This window comes from Paenibacillus endoradicis (genome assembly GCF_024721975.1).
The window spans coordinates 90,373-106,503 of the sequence record NZ_JANQBB010000009.1; the positions used below are offsets into that span (position 1 = coordinate 90,373).

General features: G+C 38.7%; 17 protein-coding genes and 1 riboswitch. All 17 genes read right to left on the bottom strand.

Annotated features, from left to right (window positions below):
• Positions 1-47: 47 nt before the first annotated feature.
• Complete coding sequence (locus tag NV377_RS23610) at positions 48-1,511, bottom strand: ATP-binding protein (RefSeq protein ID WP_258203280.1); 1,464 nt, start codon at positions 1,509-1,511, stop codon at positions 48-50.
• The gene (locus tag NV377_RS23615) at positions 1,512-2,228 is read right to left on the bottom strand and encodes a response regulator transcription factor (RefSeq protein WP_258203281.1); all 717 of its coding nucleotides are present in this window, start codon (positions 2,226-2,228) and stop codon (positions 1,512-1,514) included.
• A 38-nt stretch (positions 2,229-2,266) separates the two neighbouring features.
• On the bottom strand, positions 2,267-3,529 hold the full coding sequence (ccsA, locus tag NV377_RS23620) for a cytochrome c biogenesis protein CcsA (protein ID WP_258203282.1): 1,263 nt from the start codon (positions 3,527-3,529) through the stop codon (positions 2,267-2,269).
• Positions 3,526-5,193 carry a cytochrome c biogenesis protein ResB gene (resB, locus tag NV377_RS23625; protein WP_258203283.1) on the bottom strand — a complete coding sequence of 556 codons (1,668 nt, stop codon included), beginning with the start codon at positions 5,191-5,193 and terminating at the stop codon, positions 3,526-3,528. The genes ccsA and resB overlap by 4 nt, the downstream gene beginning before the upstream one ends.
• A 58-nt stretch (positions 5,194-5,251) precedes the next feature.
• Positions 5,252-5,779, bottom strand: coding sequence for a redoxin domain-containing protein (locus NV377_RS23630; protein WP_258203284.1), 528 nt, complete (start codon positions 5,777-5,779; stop codon positions 5,252-5,254).
• A gap of 105 nt (positions 5,780-5,884) precedes the next feature.
• Entirely contained in the window at positions 5,885-6,625 is a 741-nt protein-coding gene (locus NV377_RS23635) for a pseudouridine synthase (RefSeq protein ID WP_258203285.1), read from the bottom strand.
• A 54-nt stretch (positions 6,626-6,679) separates the two neighbouring features.
• Positions 6,680-7,231: a spore maturation protein gene (locus tag NV377_RS23640; protein WP_258203286.1), complete on the bottom strand. Its 552-nt coding sequence runs from the start codon at positions 7,229-7,231 to the stop codon at positions 6,680-6,682.
• Complete coding sequence (locus tag NV377_RS23645; RefSeq protein ID WP_258203287.1) at positions 7,209-7,880, bottom strand: nucleoside recognition domain-containing protein; 672 nt, start codon at positions 7,878-7,880, stop codon at positions 7,209-7,211. The genes NV377_RS23640 and NV377_RS23645 overlap by 23 nt, the downstream gene beginning before the upstream one ends.
• 46 nt (positions 7,881-7,926) lie before the next feature.
• The gene (locus tag NV377_RS23650) at positions 7,927-9,093 is read right to left on the bottom strand and encodes a D-alanyl-D-alanine carboxypeptidase family protein (protein WP_258203288.1); all 1,167 of its coding nucleotides are present in this window, start codon (positions 9,091-9,093) and stop codon (positions 7,927-7,929) included.
• Positions 9,094-9,485: 392 nt separating this feature from the next.
• The gene (gene ytfJ, locus NV377_RS23655) at positions 9,486-9,959 is read right to left on the bottom strand and encodes a GerW family sporulation protein (protein ID WP_258203289.1); all 474 of its coding nucleotides are present in this window, start codon (positions 9,957-9,959) and stop codon (positions 9,486-9,488) included.
• 98 nt (positions 9,960-10,057) lie between these two features.
• Positions 10,058-10,750 carry a DUF2953 domain-containing protein gene (locus tag NV377_RS23660; RefSeq protein WP_258203290.1) on the bottom strand — a complete coding sequence of 231 codons (693 nt, stop codon included), beginning with the start codon at positions 10,748-10,750 and terminating at the stop codon, positions 10,058-10,060.
• Between the two features lie 55 nt (positions 10,751-10,805).
• On the bottom strand, positions 10,806-11,411 hold the full coding sequence (scpB, locus tag NV377_RS23665) for an SMC-Scp complex subunit ScpB (protein WP_258203291.1): 606 nt from the start codon (positions 11,409-11,411) through the stop codon (positions 10,806-10,808).
• The gene (locus tag NV377_RS23670; RefSeq protein WP_258203292.1) at positions 11,380-12,159 is read right to left on the bottom strand and encodes a segregation and condensation protein A; all 780 of its coding nucleotides are present in this window, start codon (positions 12,157-12,159) and stop codon (positions 11,380-11,382) included. The genes scpB and NV377_RS23670 overlap by 32 nt, the downstream gene beginning before the upstream one ends.
• Before the next feature lie 547 nt (positions 12,160-12,706).
• Entirely contained in the window at positions 12,707-13,177 is a 471-nt protein-coding gene (gene ribH / locus NV377_RS23675) for a 6,7-dimethyl-8-ribityllumazine synthase (RefSeq protein WP_258203293.1), read from the bottom strand.
• 64 nt (positions 13,178-13,241) lie between these two features.
• Positions 13,242-14,453: a bifunctional 3,4-dihydroxy-2-butanone-4-phosphate synthase/GTP cyclohydrolase II gene (locus tag NV377_RS23680; RefSeq protein WP_308860219.1), complete on the bottom strand. Its 1,212-nt coding sequence runs from the start codon at positions 14,451-14,453 to the stop codon at positions 13,242-13,244.
• Positions 14,454-14,480: 27 nt separating this feature from the next.
• Positions 14,481-15,143, bottom strand: coding sequence for a riboflavin synthase (ribE, locus tag NV377_RS23685; RefSeq protein WP_258203294.1), 663 nt, complete (start codon positions 15,141-15,143; stop codon positions 14,481-14,483).
• A 317-nt stretch (positions 15,144-15,460) separates the two neighbouring features.
• A riboswitch (FMN riboswitch) is annotated at positions 15,461-15,634 on the bottom strand.
• 31 nt (positions 15,635-15,665) lie between these two features.
• The gene (locus tag NV377_RS23690) at positions 15,666-16,097 is read right to left on the bottom strand and encodes a peptidylprolyl isomerase (RefSeq protein ID WP_258203295.1); all 432 of its coding nucleotides are present in this window, start codon (positions 16,095-16,097) and stop codon (positions 15,666-15,668) included.
• Between the last annotated feature and the right edge of the window lie 34 nt (positions 16,098-16,131).

The following is a 16,131-nucleotide window of genomic DNA, read 5'->3' on the forward strand; positions in this document are numbered from 1 at the left end:
CTACAGCAATCTACATCACATCTTAACCGATTAAGGAACCTCTATTATTATTGGATTGTTTCATGAATCTTTACTGGCAACAGTATTGTGAATGTCGTGCCATGACCTACCATGCTGTCCACAGCAATATTACCGTGATGTTGATCAATAATATTTTTCACGATTGCAAGTCCTAATCCTGTCCCTGAACTATTTTCTCGTTTCCTCGCTTTATCTGCTTTATAGAAACGTTCAAATATGTAAGGGATATCTTCTGAAGGGATGCCTTGTCCTTCGTCTTTCACTTGTAATTGAATGAATGATTCATGATTCAATACAACGCCGCTAGAGCGAATAATGACTCGTTTACCAGCATCGGTATGTCTGAACGCATTATCAATCAGATTCGTAACAACTTGTTCAAGACGATCCTCATCAGCATGTTGAAGCTCTAATACAGCCTCTGAGAACTGCGACACTAGTTCTACATCTCTTTCCTTCGAAAACACGGTAAATTTGCGTGCAACGCGTGAGAGCAGCATATTAACATCAACAAGTTGATGTTTCATGTTCATATGTCCTGCTTCCATTCTTGCAACGTCTAGAAAATCATTCACCAATCTACCCATTCGAAGTGATTCATCATGGATAACTTGAACTAGTTCTTGACGATCAGTAGGTGATACTACGATATCATCTAATAACGCTTCGCTATATCCTTGCAACATTTGCAATGGTGTACGTATTTCATGAGATATATTTGCAACAAAATCTCGACGAATTTTGTCAACCTTATGTTCTTCTGTAACATCTCGGATAACAGCAACAACACCTCGCATCTTACTAGCAGACATTAATGGTGTTAAGACGACAGACCATACATAACTTTGCACATGAATCTTATCCGTAATTTCTTTACCATGATTAAGTACTAGAACATAACTGTCACGAATTGGTGCAGGCACCATTGGATAATTAACTACTTCACCAGTTGACCATTCCTCTTCAATGTTTTGCCATTGTTGAGTAAGTAAATGTCCATCTGGATTCGTAAGAATAATTTCTCCTTTGGCATCAAACGTAATAACAGCATCACCAATACTCCTTAATATACTAGATAGATGATTACTTTCGTGATGAAGTTCATGAATAAGCTTCTCCAGCTGTTCGGTCATGTTGTTAAATGTTTGAGCTAATTGTCCAATCTCATCAGATGAGTCAATATGAACTCGAGTTGAGTAATTTCCTTCAGATATCGATACTGCAGCATCTTTTAATTGCAGAAGTGGCTGCTGAATCTTGGAAGATAAGAAGAAGGCAAAAAAAGTAGATAACAAGAAGCCAATAATTGCAGTAATAATAAAGAGTACTTTAATATCATGAGCATTCTCGTCAAAAGAGACATCAATATATTGCAGCAAGAAAGCACCTAGTATTAGTAGCACTACAGCTACTAATACCATAATAGTTACCCAAAGCTTGCCAATAACACTGTGCCACAGCATGCCGAACAGTCTACGAAGCCATTTCATTTACTTCGGCACCTCTAGTTTGTAGCCGACTCCCCAAACCGTTGTAATCATGCTTGCAGCTTCTGCAGACACTTTGTTTAATTTCTCACGCAGTCTTTTCACATGTGTATCTACCGTTCTTAGATCGCCGAAAAATTCATAATTCCATACATCTTTCAATAATTCTTCACGAGAAAACACTTTATCAGGTGAAACAGCTAAGTAATGTAACAATTCATATTCTTTTGGCGTTAAGCTAACTTCTTGCCCACCAGCTGTTACACGGTGCGCATCATGCTCAATAATAAGATGTGGAAATACAATGCTATTAGAAGTGTTCATTTCTTTCGTTAAAAACGCCGTTGCTGAAGAACGACGCAAAATTGCTTTCACACGATAGATCACTTCTCTAGGTGAAAATGGTTTAACCACATAATCATCAGCTCCAACCTCAAAGCCTTGGACGCGGTTCATTTCTTCACCTTTTGCTGTTAACATAACAACCGGTGTTGCTTTAACTTGACGAAGTCGTGTGCATACTTCGATTCCATCAATACCTGGCAACATAACATCCAGTAAAATTAGTGCATAATCTCTATTCATAGCAAGCGATAGTGCTGTTTCCCCATCTTCTGCTTCTTCGATTTCATATCCTTCTTTTTCCAAATACATTTTCAGTAAACGACGAATTCTTTCCTCATCGTCAACTACTAATATACGACTCAAATATTCTGTCATTATATTGCACCCCTTCCTGTACCATCATAAATCTTTAATTAGTTAACACCCGCATATGAATGCATGCCGGAGATCAATAGATTAACTCCTACTAATGTGAATAATACGATAACAAAACCAATTACAGCAAGCCAAGCTGACGGTTTACCATGCCAGCCACGTGAAAGTCTGAAATGTAGATATGAACTATAGAATAACCAAGTTATTAATGCCCATACCTCTTTCGGATCCCAAGCCCAGAATCTTCCCCATGCGATCTCCGCCCAAATCATTGCAAATATCAATCCGCCGAGCGTAAATATAGGGAATCCAATAGCTATAGCACGGTAACTTATTTCGTCCAAATCATCGGGATCTATTCCGTCAAGCATTGGATTAATAAGAGCGCCAAGTGGTTTTCTAATAATTATTCGAATGACAGCATACAATAGTAATCCAACAATAATAGACCAAACAACTGTATTTAATTTACGTCCTGCATTAACCCCATCAAACCAAGATGGTGTTTCTAGCAACGCATCATTCATACCTAAGAAAGGTTTTACATATTGCGCTGTACTATTGTATGGCTTGAAAATTGGTGGCATCGTATATTCTACTGTTGAGACACTAGTAGTAACTTCTCCAAGCGAAGAAACAGATACGTTTTCTTGCTCGAACTGAGCAATGTAACCAGCACCTTTGAAACCAAATGAAGCCACGATAAAACCACATATAACAAGAATAGATATAAGCGTAAATTCTACCCAACGCTGAGCTTTTCGACCTTTTTTTGAAGTGTCGCTAAAATCTACTACTCTAAGTAAATACATAAGACCTGCAGCAAAACCGACTGCGAAGAATGCTTCACCAGTAGCCGCCATCGTTACATGTATTTTCAACCAGATGGATTGCAATGCAGGTATCAGTGGCTGTACCTCTTGCGGAAACACTGATGCATAAGCAACGATAATGATTGTTAACGGCAGGGCAAACATACCTAGTAATGGTTTTCTATACATAAAGTGAATAATCGTATAAGCAACCATAATTGCCATACCTAAAAACGTAATAAATTCGTACATATTACTTACTGGAGCTTGTCCTCCGCCAATCCAACGTGTGATGAAAAATATGATGTGTGCAATTAAACCAGATGTAGATGTAATGAACGCAATTTTACTCCAACGAGCTTCATGCTCCTTTGGATCACGATTACTCCATTTCTTGCCCGACACTGCGATGCAATAAAAGATAAATGCAAAACAATATAAAAAGAACGCAACGATAAATATCGAACTACTAAAATCTAATAAATTCATCCTTTGTTTCCTCCGTTATCGAGACTCTTAGGATCTAACTCAATCCCAACTTTTCCTAGTGCATACGATGTATCTGCTCGCATACCATACCAGTTCTTTGTTGTGTGAGCACCAAGTGTCATTGTATCTTCATCTATACGCAACCAAATCCGACGATGCTGCCAATACGTTCCTAACAATAAGCCGATCATACTAATAATTGCGCCTATCCATAAAAACTTCACTGCTTTATCAATTCGTATATTTAAATAAGTTGTAGCCTCTGAGAAAGAAACGTTTTCCATTCCATCAACTTTAATGTCTAATTTATCAGTTAGTTCACGGTTGATTGTATTTTGTGAGAAACGAACTTTATCCTTTTGAAGTGGGAAGTACATAAATACTTCTCCTAATTCTTTCAAATTTGGGCCTTGGATGTTAAAGATGAATGCAGGTGCGTTGGGCTCACGCGACAACGTAATCGGCTCACCTTCACTATTAATTGAGAAGTCCATATATTTATCGATAAGTTGAATTTTGTAAGGACCTACCTCATAGGTCAATTCAGGATTAACCATCGAGAGATGGAACGGTCCAAAGGATTCACCAGTTTCTTTGTTAATGATCATTGGTGAAACTGCATTAATTCTAGGTGTTAGATCATAATCAAATTGATGAAGCTTCAAATCCTCGTATCTTAGTGGATCGTTAATTAGAATCGTATGACGAAGCACTTCAGTTAACTGAGGCTTCTCGAAATCATCATTACAATTACTTTCACACTCATATAAAACAGTATAGGTTTCAAAATTTTTCACACGACCAGTATTTTGTAAGCTTTCAGGCAACTCAGTATTATCATAGAGTTCCATCTTAAAGCCTTCACTTTTCACGTAGTAATTGGTACCGCTTATAGGCACAGTATCACCATCTACCACTTTAACATAATTGTCTACATTCCAGCCTGGTATTCCTCTTGCAAGAAGTGCTAAGAGGACTAGAATAAGACCAATATGATTGATATAAGGCCCCCATCGACTGAAACGATTTTTCTCAGCCAATAATGCTGATCCATCAATATGTACCTTATAACCTTTTTTCTTAAGCGCTTGTCCGTAATTTTGAACCCATTGTGCTGAATTACCATCAATCACTGTTGTATAAGTAACTTTTTGACGAGTAAGGAAAGAAAGATGCTTTCTAATTTGTTGCTTACTTAATGCACGGTATAACGGAAGTACTCGATCGATACTACATATAACTAGAGAAGTTCCGATCATGACGAGCAATGTAATAAACCACCAGCTGTTATATGTATTATGAAGTCCTAGCAAATAATATATTTTCCCTGGTGTACCATATGTTTCTTCATAATAAATACTTGGATCAAAATTATTAATAAAGGTAGAGGCTTGGGGGAAAATAGTACCGAACATAGCTCCAACAAATGTAGCAATGATTAAATAAATAGCGATCTTCACAGAGGAAAAGAAATTCCATATCTTATCTAGCAGATCTGGATTCGCTTTTTGTGAACGACGTGCTACACCATCATAACGCATCTCAAGAGGTTCATTCGAATCGATAATCTCTTGAACAATAGGTTTACCGCATGTTTCACATAATACAGTACCTACTGCATTTTGATGACCACACTCACATTTTGTATTCTCTGGTAAAAGCACACTTCAACCTCCTAAAACTTTTCATGAACTAATAATTCTACATCAGGATGAAAGATAATCACTTCATTAATTGTTGGATATGTTCTTCAATTTGCTTTTCCGTCATCTCACCAACGACCGCAGCTTGTAATGTGCCATCAGCTTTCACAAAAAATGTTGTCGGATATGAACGTAACCCGTATTTCTTCTCTGTTTTACGATCAACGTCTCTAACAACAGGGTAAGTCATGTTGAATCTGCGCATATAATTTGAAACGGTTAATGAATCTTCGCTTAGGTTAATACCGATAATTTCAAGTCCTTGTTCATTCCATTTCTCATATTGCTTTTGAAACGATGGAATTTCACGAATACAAGGCTCACAAAAAGTACCCCAAAAATTAATAACTAGTGGAGTGCCGATATAATCCGAAAGCGCAACAGGTTCATTATTTAAGTTTGCTAATCTAAAATCAGGTGCTGGTTGACCAATTTTGATCAAATTATTACTGTCATTATTTTGAAACGACTGAAATATTGCATAACCACCAATAATAAGAACGGCAAGTAAAACAACAACTTGAACCTTTTTCCTATATTTACCCATTATGTATACACCACCACGACATGAATCTTTAAGTACATATTCAATTACAATACGATATTCTCATTATAACGAAAATTCGACGGCATAATATGCCGTCGTCATTCCTTAATTATGAACTTTATGTGTCTTACTTGCTTCATTTACCAGTTTTTTTATTTCTGATTCTGTTAGGTGACGGAACTTACCGCGAGGCAAGCCCTCAAGAATTACCTCACCGAAGCGAACACGTTTCAATCGAATAACTTTATGTCCGATTGCTTCGAACATCCGGCGCACCTGACGGTTACGTCCTTCATGAATCGTAATTGCTATCGTCGACTCATTATTTTCCATTTTCACATCTTGATATTCAACAGAAGCTGGAGCAGTCATACCATCTTCCAGTTCTATACCTCGTTGTAGTTTTTCTAACAAACTACCATGTGGCACACCTTTTACTGTTGCATAATACGTTTTTGGAACATGATGACTCGGATGTGTTAACAAGTTTGCAAACTCACCATCATTCGTAAGAAGCAGCAATCCCTCAGTGTCATAATCAAGTCTACCTACAGGATAAACACGTTCTTTAATACCAGGCAAGAAATCCGATACAACTTTACGACCCTGTGGATCTTTCGCGCTCGTAATAACACCTTTAGGTTTGTGTAACATCACATATATTTTTTTCTCACTACGAATTGGACGACCGTTCACGGTGATGACATCAACATTTGGATTTACTTTAGTACCCATTGCAGTCACTTGCTCGCCATTTACTTCAACAGCACCAGACAGAATTAACTCCTCACATTTACGACGAGAAGCAACACCAGCCTGTGCCAATATTTTTTGTAATCGTTCCACTATGCTCACCTCATCTACCATCATAACGATTACGGCGATAAAGCACAAGCGTTCCTACTCGAATACGAGCATACAAATTACAATTGCTGCTACAAATCCAACGAAATCTGATATTAACCCTACTTTTAAAGCATACTTCGAGTTACGCACTGCTACAGCACCGAAATACACTGTTAATACATACAATGTCGTGTCCGTACTACCTTGTATCGTCGATGCAATTCTACCAATTAAAGAATCTGGTCCGTATGTTGCAATAAGATCAGCTGTAAATGCTAGTGAACCTGCCCCGGTAATCGGTCTTAATACGCCTAATGGTAAAACTTCACTAGGTACGCCGAACGAATCAAATATCGGTTTGAATGCTAAAAGCATCATATCCATCGCTCCGGAGGCGCGGAACATACTAATTGCAACCATCATTCCTACGAGATGAGGAATAATGCCGATCGCCGTTTCAAACCCATCTTTTGCACCATCTACAAATATTTCATATACAGGTTGACGCTTTCTAAGCATGGCATATAAAGGAATAAATACGATAATAGCAGGAATCATGTAGGATGAAAGTTGAGTGAATATACTATACAAAAGGTTCACCTCCATTCGAGGTGCGAACCGTTGTTGTTGCATTTACTTTCGCAGTAGAATTAATCGTGGTGTATGTACTAGGTGGTCCTTTGTCTCGTGAACGATACCATCTATCGACAAGTATAGCCGTTAAGGTGGCAACAAATGTAGCCGCTAAGGTCGTTCCAATGATCTCCGCAGGATTAGCTGAATTGTAATTCATACGTATCGCAATTAAAGTTGTAGGAACTAGTGTAATACTAGATGTATTGAGCGCAAGTAGCGTACACATCGCAGGAGTTGCAGTATGCTTGTCTGGATTGAGTGTTTGTAATTCCTGCATTGCTTTAATCCCCATAGGTGTTGCCGCATTGCCTAATCCAAACATATTCGCACTTAGATTACTCATAATGTAACCAAGTGCTGGATGTCCTTTCGGAATATCTGGAAACAACCAACGAACAATCGGGTAAAGTAAGCGAGATAACTTATGTAGTAATCCCGCTTCTTCCGCAATTTTCATCATGCCAAGCCAGAACACCATAATACTAATCAACCCAAAACTAACGGTAACACCAGATTTTGCTCCGTCAAATGCCGCTTGTGTAACAGCATCCATATTACCGTTAATTAATCCGAAAATAACACTAACAACAATTAGAAATAACCATATCCAATTGACCATTCCCATGCCTCCCCCAACATGTAACGATTATCGATATTCTATTAGCTTATCCATCTAACCAATTTGACATTTTCTCAAGCCAACTCATATGATCTTTACTATTTTTTTTGAATTTCGCAAATGTCTCTGAAGACGCAGCATTCTGTTCTAATGATAGTCTAGGGCTATGTGCATCATAAATCGGAACATTACCGATATTTTCACCCTCAAGGTAAAAATTCATTTTACCTCTTTCTCCTAGTGCAAAATATACTGAATTCGGATCAACTAACTCAATATCAGCTGTAATTTTCCCAAGCTCATTTTCATCTAAAGGGTATGCATATTGTTGCCCATATACAAGTGTACTGCCTGTAATTGTTTCTTCTTTTTTCGCAATGATGGATAAAGGATAATTTTTGAATCCCCAGTCCAGTAATTTACTATGATCTTGCCAATCGTCACCATCATTTAACGTAACTGCAACTAATTGTTGTCCATTTCTAGTAGCTGAACTAACTAGGCAACGGAACGCCTTTTTCGTATAACCTGTTTTGACCCCATCTGCACCTTCATACATATAGAGCATTTTATTTTTGTTGCGCCATGAGTAATTCCATTTCTCATATGGATTCGGTGCTTGCTTCTCTTCCGTTTTTACGATTTCGGCGAAGACTTTATTTTTCAATGCATAAGCAGTTAGAATCGCAAGATCATTGGCAGACGATATATGCCCTTCCTCATCTAAACCATGTGGATTTCGGAATTGAGTGTTTATTAATCCTAATTCAAGAGCTTTCTCATTCATTAGGTATACAAATCCTGCTTCTGACCCTCCAACATGTTCAGCAATTGCTGTTGCTGCATCATTACCACTTCGTAACATGAGGCCGTAGAGCATATTCGATAATGTCATTTCCTCTCCTAGCTTTAGATAGATCGAAGAACCTTCCCTACCGGCTGCTCTCTTAGTAACTACTGCCTTTGAACTTAAATCACCATATTCTATAGCAACAATAGCAGTCATAATTTTCGTTAAACTGGCGATTCTTAAAGGGGTATCTCCATCTTCACTATACAAAATCCGCCCAGACTGTACATCAATTAGTGCAGTTGCTTGGGCATGCGTTGATATATTCGGCGTAGCTCGTACCACTTCAGCGCTGACAACGCCATAGATCAAGCATCCGATTATTGTTCCAATTAAACCTTTCGTCCATATAGAATTCTTCATAGTTCTCCTCCTGATGTCATTGGACTTTCCTTCCTTGAAATAAAAGTTCAAAAAACAGGCTTTCGAAATTCAAGAAGGTTGAGCGCTGCTTGAGAAAGGCGGACGCTCTAGTGTACGTTGTTGGTACACGAGTTCCGGACTTTCGATGTTCGCTTCTTATTCGATGTCGATTAAGCTCCCTGTATCACTTTATTATCAAAGTTTGTTTTTTGAACTACCTATTGATGTAGTATATGCAGAAAGTTGAAATTGTAGACGAGCACCCAGCTCTTTCCACTAGCTTATTCGAATCAATTGATGAATAGCACAAAAAAGCCAACTAACTAGGAAGTGGTTCCAAGTTAGTTGGCTTAGTACGCTTTACAATAAGACTTTAACTTAATAACGTAATATTACTGTTGATAACCACCAGTAATATCGTTAGAATCTTGTTGCGTGGATGTAGCACTTGAATCTGAACTTGAAGTAATTAGCGATTGAATCTTGTCCATCCACATTGGTGCCGAATCAATGACTTTATCTAACAGATGAGTTTGATTATCAAGCGGCACAACTTTAACTCCTTGCGCACCTACTACAAGAAAAGCAATTGGTGTAATCGATACACCGCCACCACTACCGCCACCGAACGGCATAGCTGTAGTCGCAGAATGTAGTCCTTCTAATTGAACATGATGTGGCTCATCCTGATCCATTCGAATTTCACTACCTCCAGCTACAAATCCAACGCCGACACGAGAGATCGGCAATATAGTATCCCCACTTGGTGTATGAATGGGATCACCGACAATCGTGTTAATACCTAACATTTCCTTGATGTTTTCTAAACTTGTGGACATTAACCCTTGAATAGGATGTTCTGACATCTGAAATCACTCCTAATTGATGATATGAAGCCTACGCAATATTTTGCTCAACATCACTTCATAATATAAGCATCAATTATTACCTTTATTGAGAATGATCAATTTGTTCTTGCAGGCACATTACTTCGTACAATAAATCTTTTTTTCCATATTGCTATTCGATACATAAGATATGTGCCTGAAAATAATGCATGCCACAGTTTCATTTGCACTAAACAAGACCATTCCGTTGCAAAAAACGAAGTCTGATAAATTGGCTCGATCTTCACAATTGGTGATTCCTTTACTCTTAAAAGTCCTGATAGCGTTCCAAAGATCATACCTTTCACAGACCATAACAAACCACAAGTCATCGCTGTTGTCATCGCATCACCGGTACCAACATAACTGTACCATTTCCACTCCGTAAGTACGCCTCTACTTAAGACGCGTTTAAAACTTCCTCTCATGCTATGAACCAATTGCAATGCCGCATGCATTTGCTTGTATTTTTCAATCGCAACATCAGCATCCCAATCCCATCGTCCGCGTTGGCTATCTTCAGTGTTCTCACTAGCGTTACTGTCTTTTTTAACTTGAAGCGATTGTTTACCAAGTTCGAATTGAGGCAATACAATTTTAAATTTGAATAGCCCGTACAATCCAACTATTTTGATTACAAAGTAATCTTCATCTTTACGACTACGTGCGTAACAATCAAATGTAAGAGTAGAGTAACAAGCAGCGATTACTAAGGCAACAATAAAAAGACTGACCAACCACGCCCAATTACTAAGAATCCAAGGCAGCATGCTCCACCTCCTCTACTTAAGTATATTGACCATAGTATGACCAGTCTTATTGTTATCATTCCTTCACTTCATCCAACGTCATCTGACGACCTTCAAATCTTTCAAACAACAATTGCGTTTGTTCATCCATATCTTCATCTTCTAAAGATACATCTTTCGGTTCTGGTAGTTCTTTAATAGAAGCCAAACCAAAACTATCAAGAAATATTTTAGTAGTTCCATAGAGTATAGGTCGACCAATCGCCTCTGCTCGCCCAACTTCCTCAATTAGATCTTTCGCTACTAATGTATGTATAGCACGTTCGCATTTTACTCCACGAATTTCTTCAATCTCTACTCGCGTAATAGGTTGCTTGTACGCTACAATAGACAATGTTTCAAGTGCTGCTTGGGAAAGTTGTGCTCTTGTCGGAGTGTAAGCCATTCGTTCAAAATATGCTGCGTGTTCTGGATGAGTTGTTAGTCGATATGAACCTGCTAAGATCCCGATCTGAACACCTCGCCCATCTCGTTCCAAATCACGTTGTAAATCAAGTACTAATTCTTCAATATAATCAACATCAATGCCCATAATATCTGCAAGTTGACGTTTATTAAGCCCCTCGTCTCCTGCCATGAAAAGCAAACCCTCAATAATCGACTTCAATTGCTGAAATTCCATCGGAAATACCTTCTCCTCTCCACTGTATCACAATATCATCGAAGAGACCGTGCTGGTAGCAACGGATATGCTTCATTTTCATTAATTCGAGAATAGATAGAAAAGTAACTACGATCTCATGCTTGGACATATTTTCGCGAATAAGTTTAGAAAATCGAACCGTTTCAAATTGCTTCAATACTTCAACAATTTCTTTAATACGATCCTTAACCGATATTTCATCTCGCTGAATAGTCGCAATAACATCTCTTCGATTCGCACGCTTCATAGCTTTTTGCAGTGCTAAGACAAGATCAGATAATTGGATACCTTCTAACGGATTAACATATGTCTCTTTCATAAACTCTGTCATATCTTCAGGTTCACGAGAAAAGACGAGACTTCTCTGAAATTCCTTATCTTTCAGATCTTCTGCAATCTGCTTGAATTTTCGGTATTCAATTAACTTCTGAATCAACTCTTCACGCAAATCAGGTCCTTCATCATACCACTCTTCATATTCATTCTCGAATACAGGAGGCTTCGGTAATAACTGCTGGCTCTTAATTGCTAATAGCGTAGCAGCCATTACCAAAAATTCACTTGTTATGTCTAGCTCCAATTCCTTCATATCATTCAAATATTCCATATACTGATTCGTAATCTCGCTTATGGATATATCTTGGATATCAATTTCCGAGCGATCAATAAGATGTAACAATAGATCGAGCGGACCTTCGAAAGAATTTAGCTTGTATTGTACGGACACACCATAACCTCCTGTTACTTTTTAAAGGATGTTCAAAAAACGGACTTTGATAACGTGGATTGGCTTAGTAGACTATTCGACATCGAATATGAAGCGAACTTGGGAAGTCCGGGTCGCGTGTACCAATAATGTACACTTGCGCTTCCTCCTCCCTCAAGTAGCGCCTCATCTTCTAGGTTCTTAAAGCCCGCTTTTTGAACCTTCATTGTAATTGGTAATTCTCTATAACTTTCAAAACTTAGCGGAGCTAAGACTCTTATGCAGTGGAGAATAGAGCACAACGTACGTAACTAGTACGTAAGCGAACTTACATCTTCGAAGCACAACCACGATGTCTATGCTGCGAAGCATCATCAAGAAGTAACTTGATCGAATTTCAAATAAAGATTCAAAATGATCACTTGTCAGCGCCAAGAAAATGGCATGAAGTTAGGAAACGAGTAGCGGAATGTACGTTATTGGTACATGAGCACACGTAGGCTTCCGATGAATGCCATATTCGCCGCTGACTAAACTACGTTAGCATACACATCGCGATCACAAGCGATCACTTTTGAATTTCCTTCAAAAGGTTGGCCATTTCTATGGCTGTAATGGCAGACTCATAACCCTTATTTCCTGCCTTCGTTCCAGCTCGCTCTATAGCTTGCTCGATTGAATCAACAGTCAGTACACCGAATACAGTTGGTACTCCCGTCTTCAATGCTACAGCAGAAACGCCTTTCGCAGCCTCATTACAAACATAATCGAAATGAGGAGTTGCTCCGCGTATAACTGCACCAAGTGTAATTACTGCATCATATTTCCCGCTCTCTGCCATCTTCTGTGCAATGAGTGGAATTTCAAATGCTCCAGGAACCCACGCTACTTCTACTTCATTATCTTGTGCACCATGACGCTTGAATCCATCTAATGCTCCAGCTAATAACTTACTTGAAATAAATTCATTAAAACGTCCAACTACTACTCCATACTTTAATCCTTCAGAAATTAAATTTCCTTCGTAAACAAATGCCATCTTAATTTCCCCTCTCTATTCTAATGATTATTTCGGATAAAAGCATTACTTTTATGCGATTTTGTTAAAATTTTAGGATGTGACCCATTTTTTCTTGCTTAGTATGCATATATTTCTCATTATCTTTGTTATGCTCAAGTTGAATAGGTACTCGTTCGACAACTTCGAGACCATGTCCCTCTAATGCTTTAATTTTACGAGGGTTATTCGTCAGCAGACGAATTTGTTTCACACCAAGATCCTTCAATATTTGAGCACCAATGCCATACTCTCGCAAATCAGCTGCGAATCCAAGTTTAATATTAGCCTCAACCGTATCCAAGCCTTGCTCTTGTAATTCGTACGCTTTCAGCTTATTAATTAAACCTATACCGCGACCTTCTTGACGCATATACAATACGATACCAGAACCAGCATCATGAACACTCTTAAGTGCTGCCTCAAGTTGCGGACCACAGTCACAACGATGCGAATGGAATACATCACCAGTAAGACATTCAGAGTGCACTCGAACTAATACTGGTTGCGAAGGATCGATTTTACCCTTCACTAGCGCAATATGCTCTTTATTATCAACTACGTTTGAATAACCAACAGCAGTAAACTCCCCAAAATCTGTAGGTAGATTACATGAAGCTTCACGAGTAATTAATTTCTCCGTCTGGCTGCGATATTCAATAAGTGATTTGATTGTAATCAATTTCAATTGATGCTTCTCCTTGAATAGAAGGAGATCATCCAAACGAGCCATACTTCCATCTTCTTTAATAATTTCACAAATCAGGGCAGCCGGTTTCGCTCCACTTAATTTCGCCAAATCTATGCCAGCCTCTGTGTGTCCGGCACGCTGCAGAACGCCTCCTGCTTTAGCAACTAGCGGGAAGATATGTCCGGGGCGACGAAAATCTATCGATGTTGCTTTATCATCAATTAAAGCACGGATCGTCATCGCTCTTTCATTAGCAGAAATTCCAGTTGTAGTTGAAATATGGTCAACCGAAACTGTAAAAGCCGTACCATGAAAATCAGTGTTTTGTTGTACCATTGGAGGCAAATCTAGAATTTCAGCTCTTTCCGCGGTAATTGGCACACATACAAGCCCTCTCGCCTCAGTAATCATGAAATTAACTACTTCGGGAGTCACATATTCAGCTAAGGCGATTAAGTCCCCTTCGTTCTCACGATCCTCATCATCTACGACGATAATCGCTTTTCCTTGTTTCAACTCGGCTAGCGCAGACTCAATGCTGTCAAAAATTTCTGTTTGGTCACTCATCGTTATTCCTCCCAAAACTATTATTAATTACATAAATCCATGTTCGGTCAGGAACGCACTTGATAAATTAGATTTCTTAGGCTTATCTATCTCCTTATCCTGATAACGTAATAAATGTTCTACATATTTTCCAATTACATCACCTTCAAGGTTCACAATGTCACCAACATCTCGTTGCTGTAATGCCGTCTGAGCTAAAGTGTGTGGAATGACGGATACTTTCACAACATTTTGGAGAACACTAACTATAGTTAGACTAATACCATCGATCGTTATAGAACCTTTTGGAATTGTATATTTAAGTAATTCTCCATCTCCTACTTTGATCTCGAAAACTACTGCATTTCCATCAATATATCTTGCTACGATATGTCCAGTGCTATCAACATGACCTTGAACAATATGACCGCCAAACCTTCCACCGGCGATCATTGCTCGCTCCAAATTAACGGTTCGTCCGTTTGAAAGATGTGATAGTGAGCTTTTTCGAAATGTTTCAGGCATTACATCAGCTGTAAACTCACTCATATGGAACGACGTTACAGTAAGACAGACACCATTAACAGCAATACTATCTCCTATAGCAATTCCTTTAATAACCTTTTTAGCAGCTACATTAATTTGCATAACTTCACCATGTTTGCGAATTCCTTTTATTAAGCCGATTTCCTCAATTAATCCAGTAAACATAATCCATCCCTCCCCTCCAACCAACCGTTAGACTCCTGTTTTTTCGATTACACCGTTTACCTTTTCACCTGATATTCCCTTGTAATTCTTATCGTGGATGAGATCATACATACAAAAAACCCCCAACGGCTAATTGCCATAGGGGGTAGATTATGTAGAATTTTCTACGCTGAAAAAGCCTATAACTTTGCATCAAATTGACGCAAAGCCTCATAGACATCTCTCAATGTAAGAATCCCATAAAAAGCGAATTCAAATAAACCTTGTTTGATGATTATACTCAAAAAAGTATATCTCATCACAAAGATATATTGAAGCTTCTCCTTCTCCCATCCAGACTTTACTGTCGGTTCTAGATTCACACTAGATCAGCCAATCCATTATGTTGCCATAAGTAGATTGGGTCGCGGACTTACACACTATGAAGTGAGACTCACTTCATAGTGTGATCACCGCCGGTTGGGATTTTCACCCGACCCCCGAAGGTAAGCTAACTACTATTCAATTGTATTTACTACAATATTAAACTTCGTAAACTTCAACAGATTCCATTTTAGAACCATTTGACAAAGCATCTACTAATTCCATACCTGAAACAACTTTACCGAATACAGTATGTTGTCCATCCAAATGTGGTTGAGCTTGATAACAAATGTAGAACTGGCTACCACCAGTGTTGCGACCAGCATGTGCCATCGCTAGTGAACCACGTTCATGTTTGTTAGGGTTGATTTCACAATTAATAGTGTAACCTGGACCGCCAGTACCTCGACCGTCTGGGCAGCCACCTTGAGCTACGAAACCAGGGATAACGCGGTGGTAAGTTAATCCGTTATAAAATCCATCAGATGCAAGTTTTTCGAAGTTTGCAACAGTATTTGGAGCGTCTTGGTCGAATAAGTCGATTACAACTTCTCCACCTTCAGCTAATTTAATTTTTGCTTGTTTTGCCATTTTGACATCTACCTTTCATCTTAGAGATAACATT

Bases quoted from the DNA above. Each gene is read 5' to 3' on its own strand.
- ribE (WP_258203294.1), bottom strand. From the start codon at position 15,143: ATGTTTACTGGATTAATTGAGGAAATCGGCTTAATAAAAGGAATTCGC.
- NV377_RS23615 (WP_258203281.1), bottom strand. From the start codon at position 2,228: ATGACAGAATATTTGAGTCGTATATTAGTAGTTGACGATGAGGAAAGA.
- NV377_RS23610 (WP_258203280.1), bottom strand. From the start codon at position 1,511: ATGAAATGGCTTCGTAGACTGTTCGGCATGCTGTGGCACAGTGTTATT.
- ytfJ (WP_258203289.1), bottom strand. From the start codon at position 9,959: ATGTCAGAACATCCTATTCAAGGGTTAATGTCCACAAGTTTAGAAAAC.
- NV377_RS23680 (WP_308860219.1), bottom strand. From the start codon at position 14,453: ATGAGTGACCAAACAGAAATTTTTGACAGCATTGAGTCTGCGCTAGCC.
- scpB (WP_258203291.1), bottom strand. From the start codon at position 11,411: ATGGAATTTCAGCAATTGAAGTCGATTATTGAGGGTTTGCTTTTCATG.
- NV377_RS23630 (WP_258203284.1), bottom strand. From the start codon at position 5,779: ATGGGTAAATATAGGAAAAAGGTTCAAGTTGTTGTTTTACTTGCCGTT.
- NV377_RS23640 (WP_258203286.1), bottom strand. From the start codon at position 7,231: ATGGAGGTGAACCTTTTGTATAGTATATTCACTCAACTTTCATCCTAC.
- ccsA (WP_258203282.1), bottom strand. From the start codon at position 3,529: ATGAATTTATTAGATTTTAGTAGTTCGATATTTATCGTTGCGTTCTTT.
- NV377_RS23650 (WP_258203288.1), bottom strand. From the start codon at position 9,093: ATGAAGAATTCTATATGGACGAAAGGTTTAATTGGAACAATAATCGGA.
- NV377_RS23690 (WP_258203295.1), bottom strand. From the start codon at position 16,097: ATGGCAAAACAAGCAAAAATTAAATTAGCTGAAGGTGGAGAAGTTGTA.
- NV377_RS23645 (WP_258203287.1), bottom strand. From the start codon at position 7,880: ATGGTCAATTGGATATGGTTATTTCTAATTGTTGTTAGTGTTATTTTC.
- NV377_RS23660 (WP_258203290.1), bottom strand. From the start codon at position 10,750: ATGCTGCCTTGGATTCTTAGTAATTGGGCGTGGTTGGTCAGTCTTTTT.
- ribH (WP_258203293.1), bottom strand. From the start codon at position 13,177: ATGGCATTTGTTTACGAAGGAAATTTAATTTCTGAAGGATTAAAGTAT.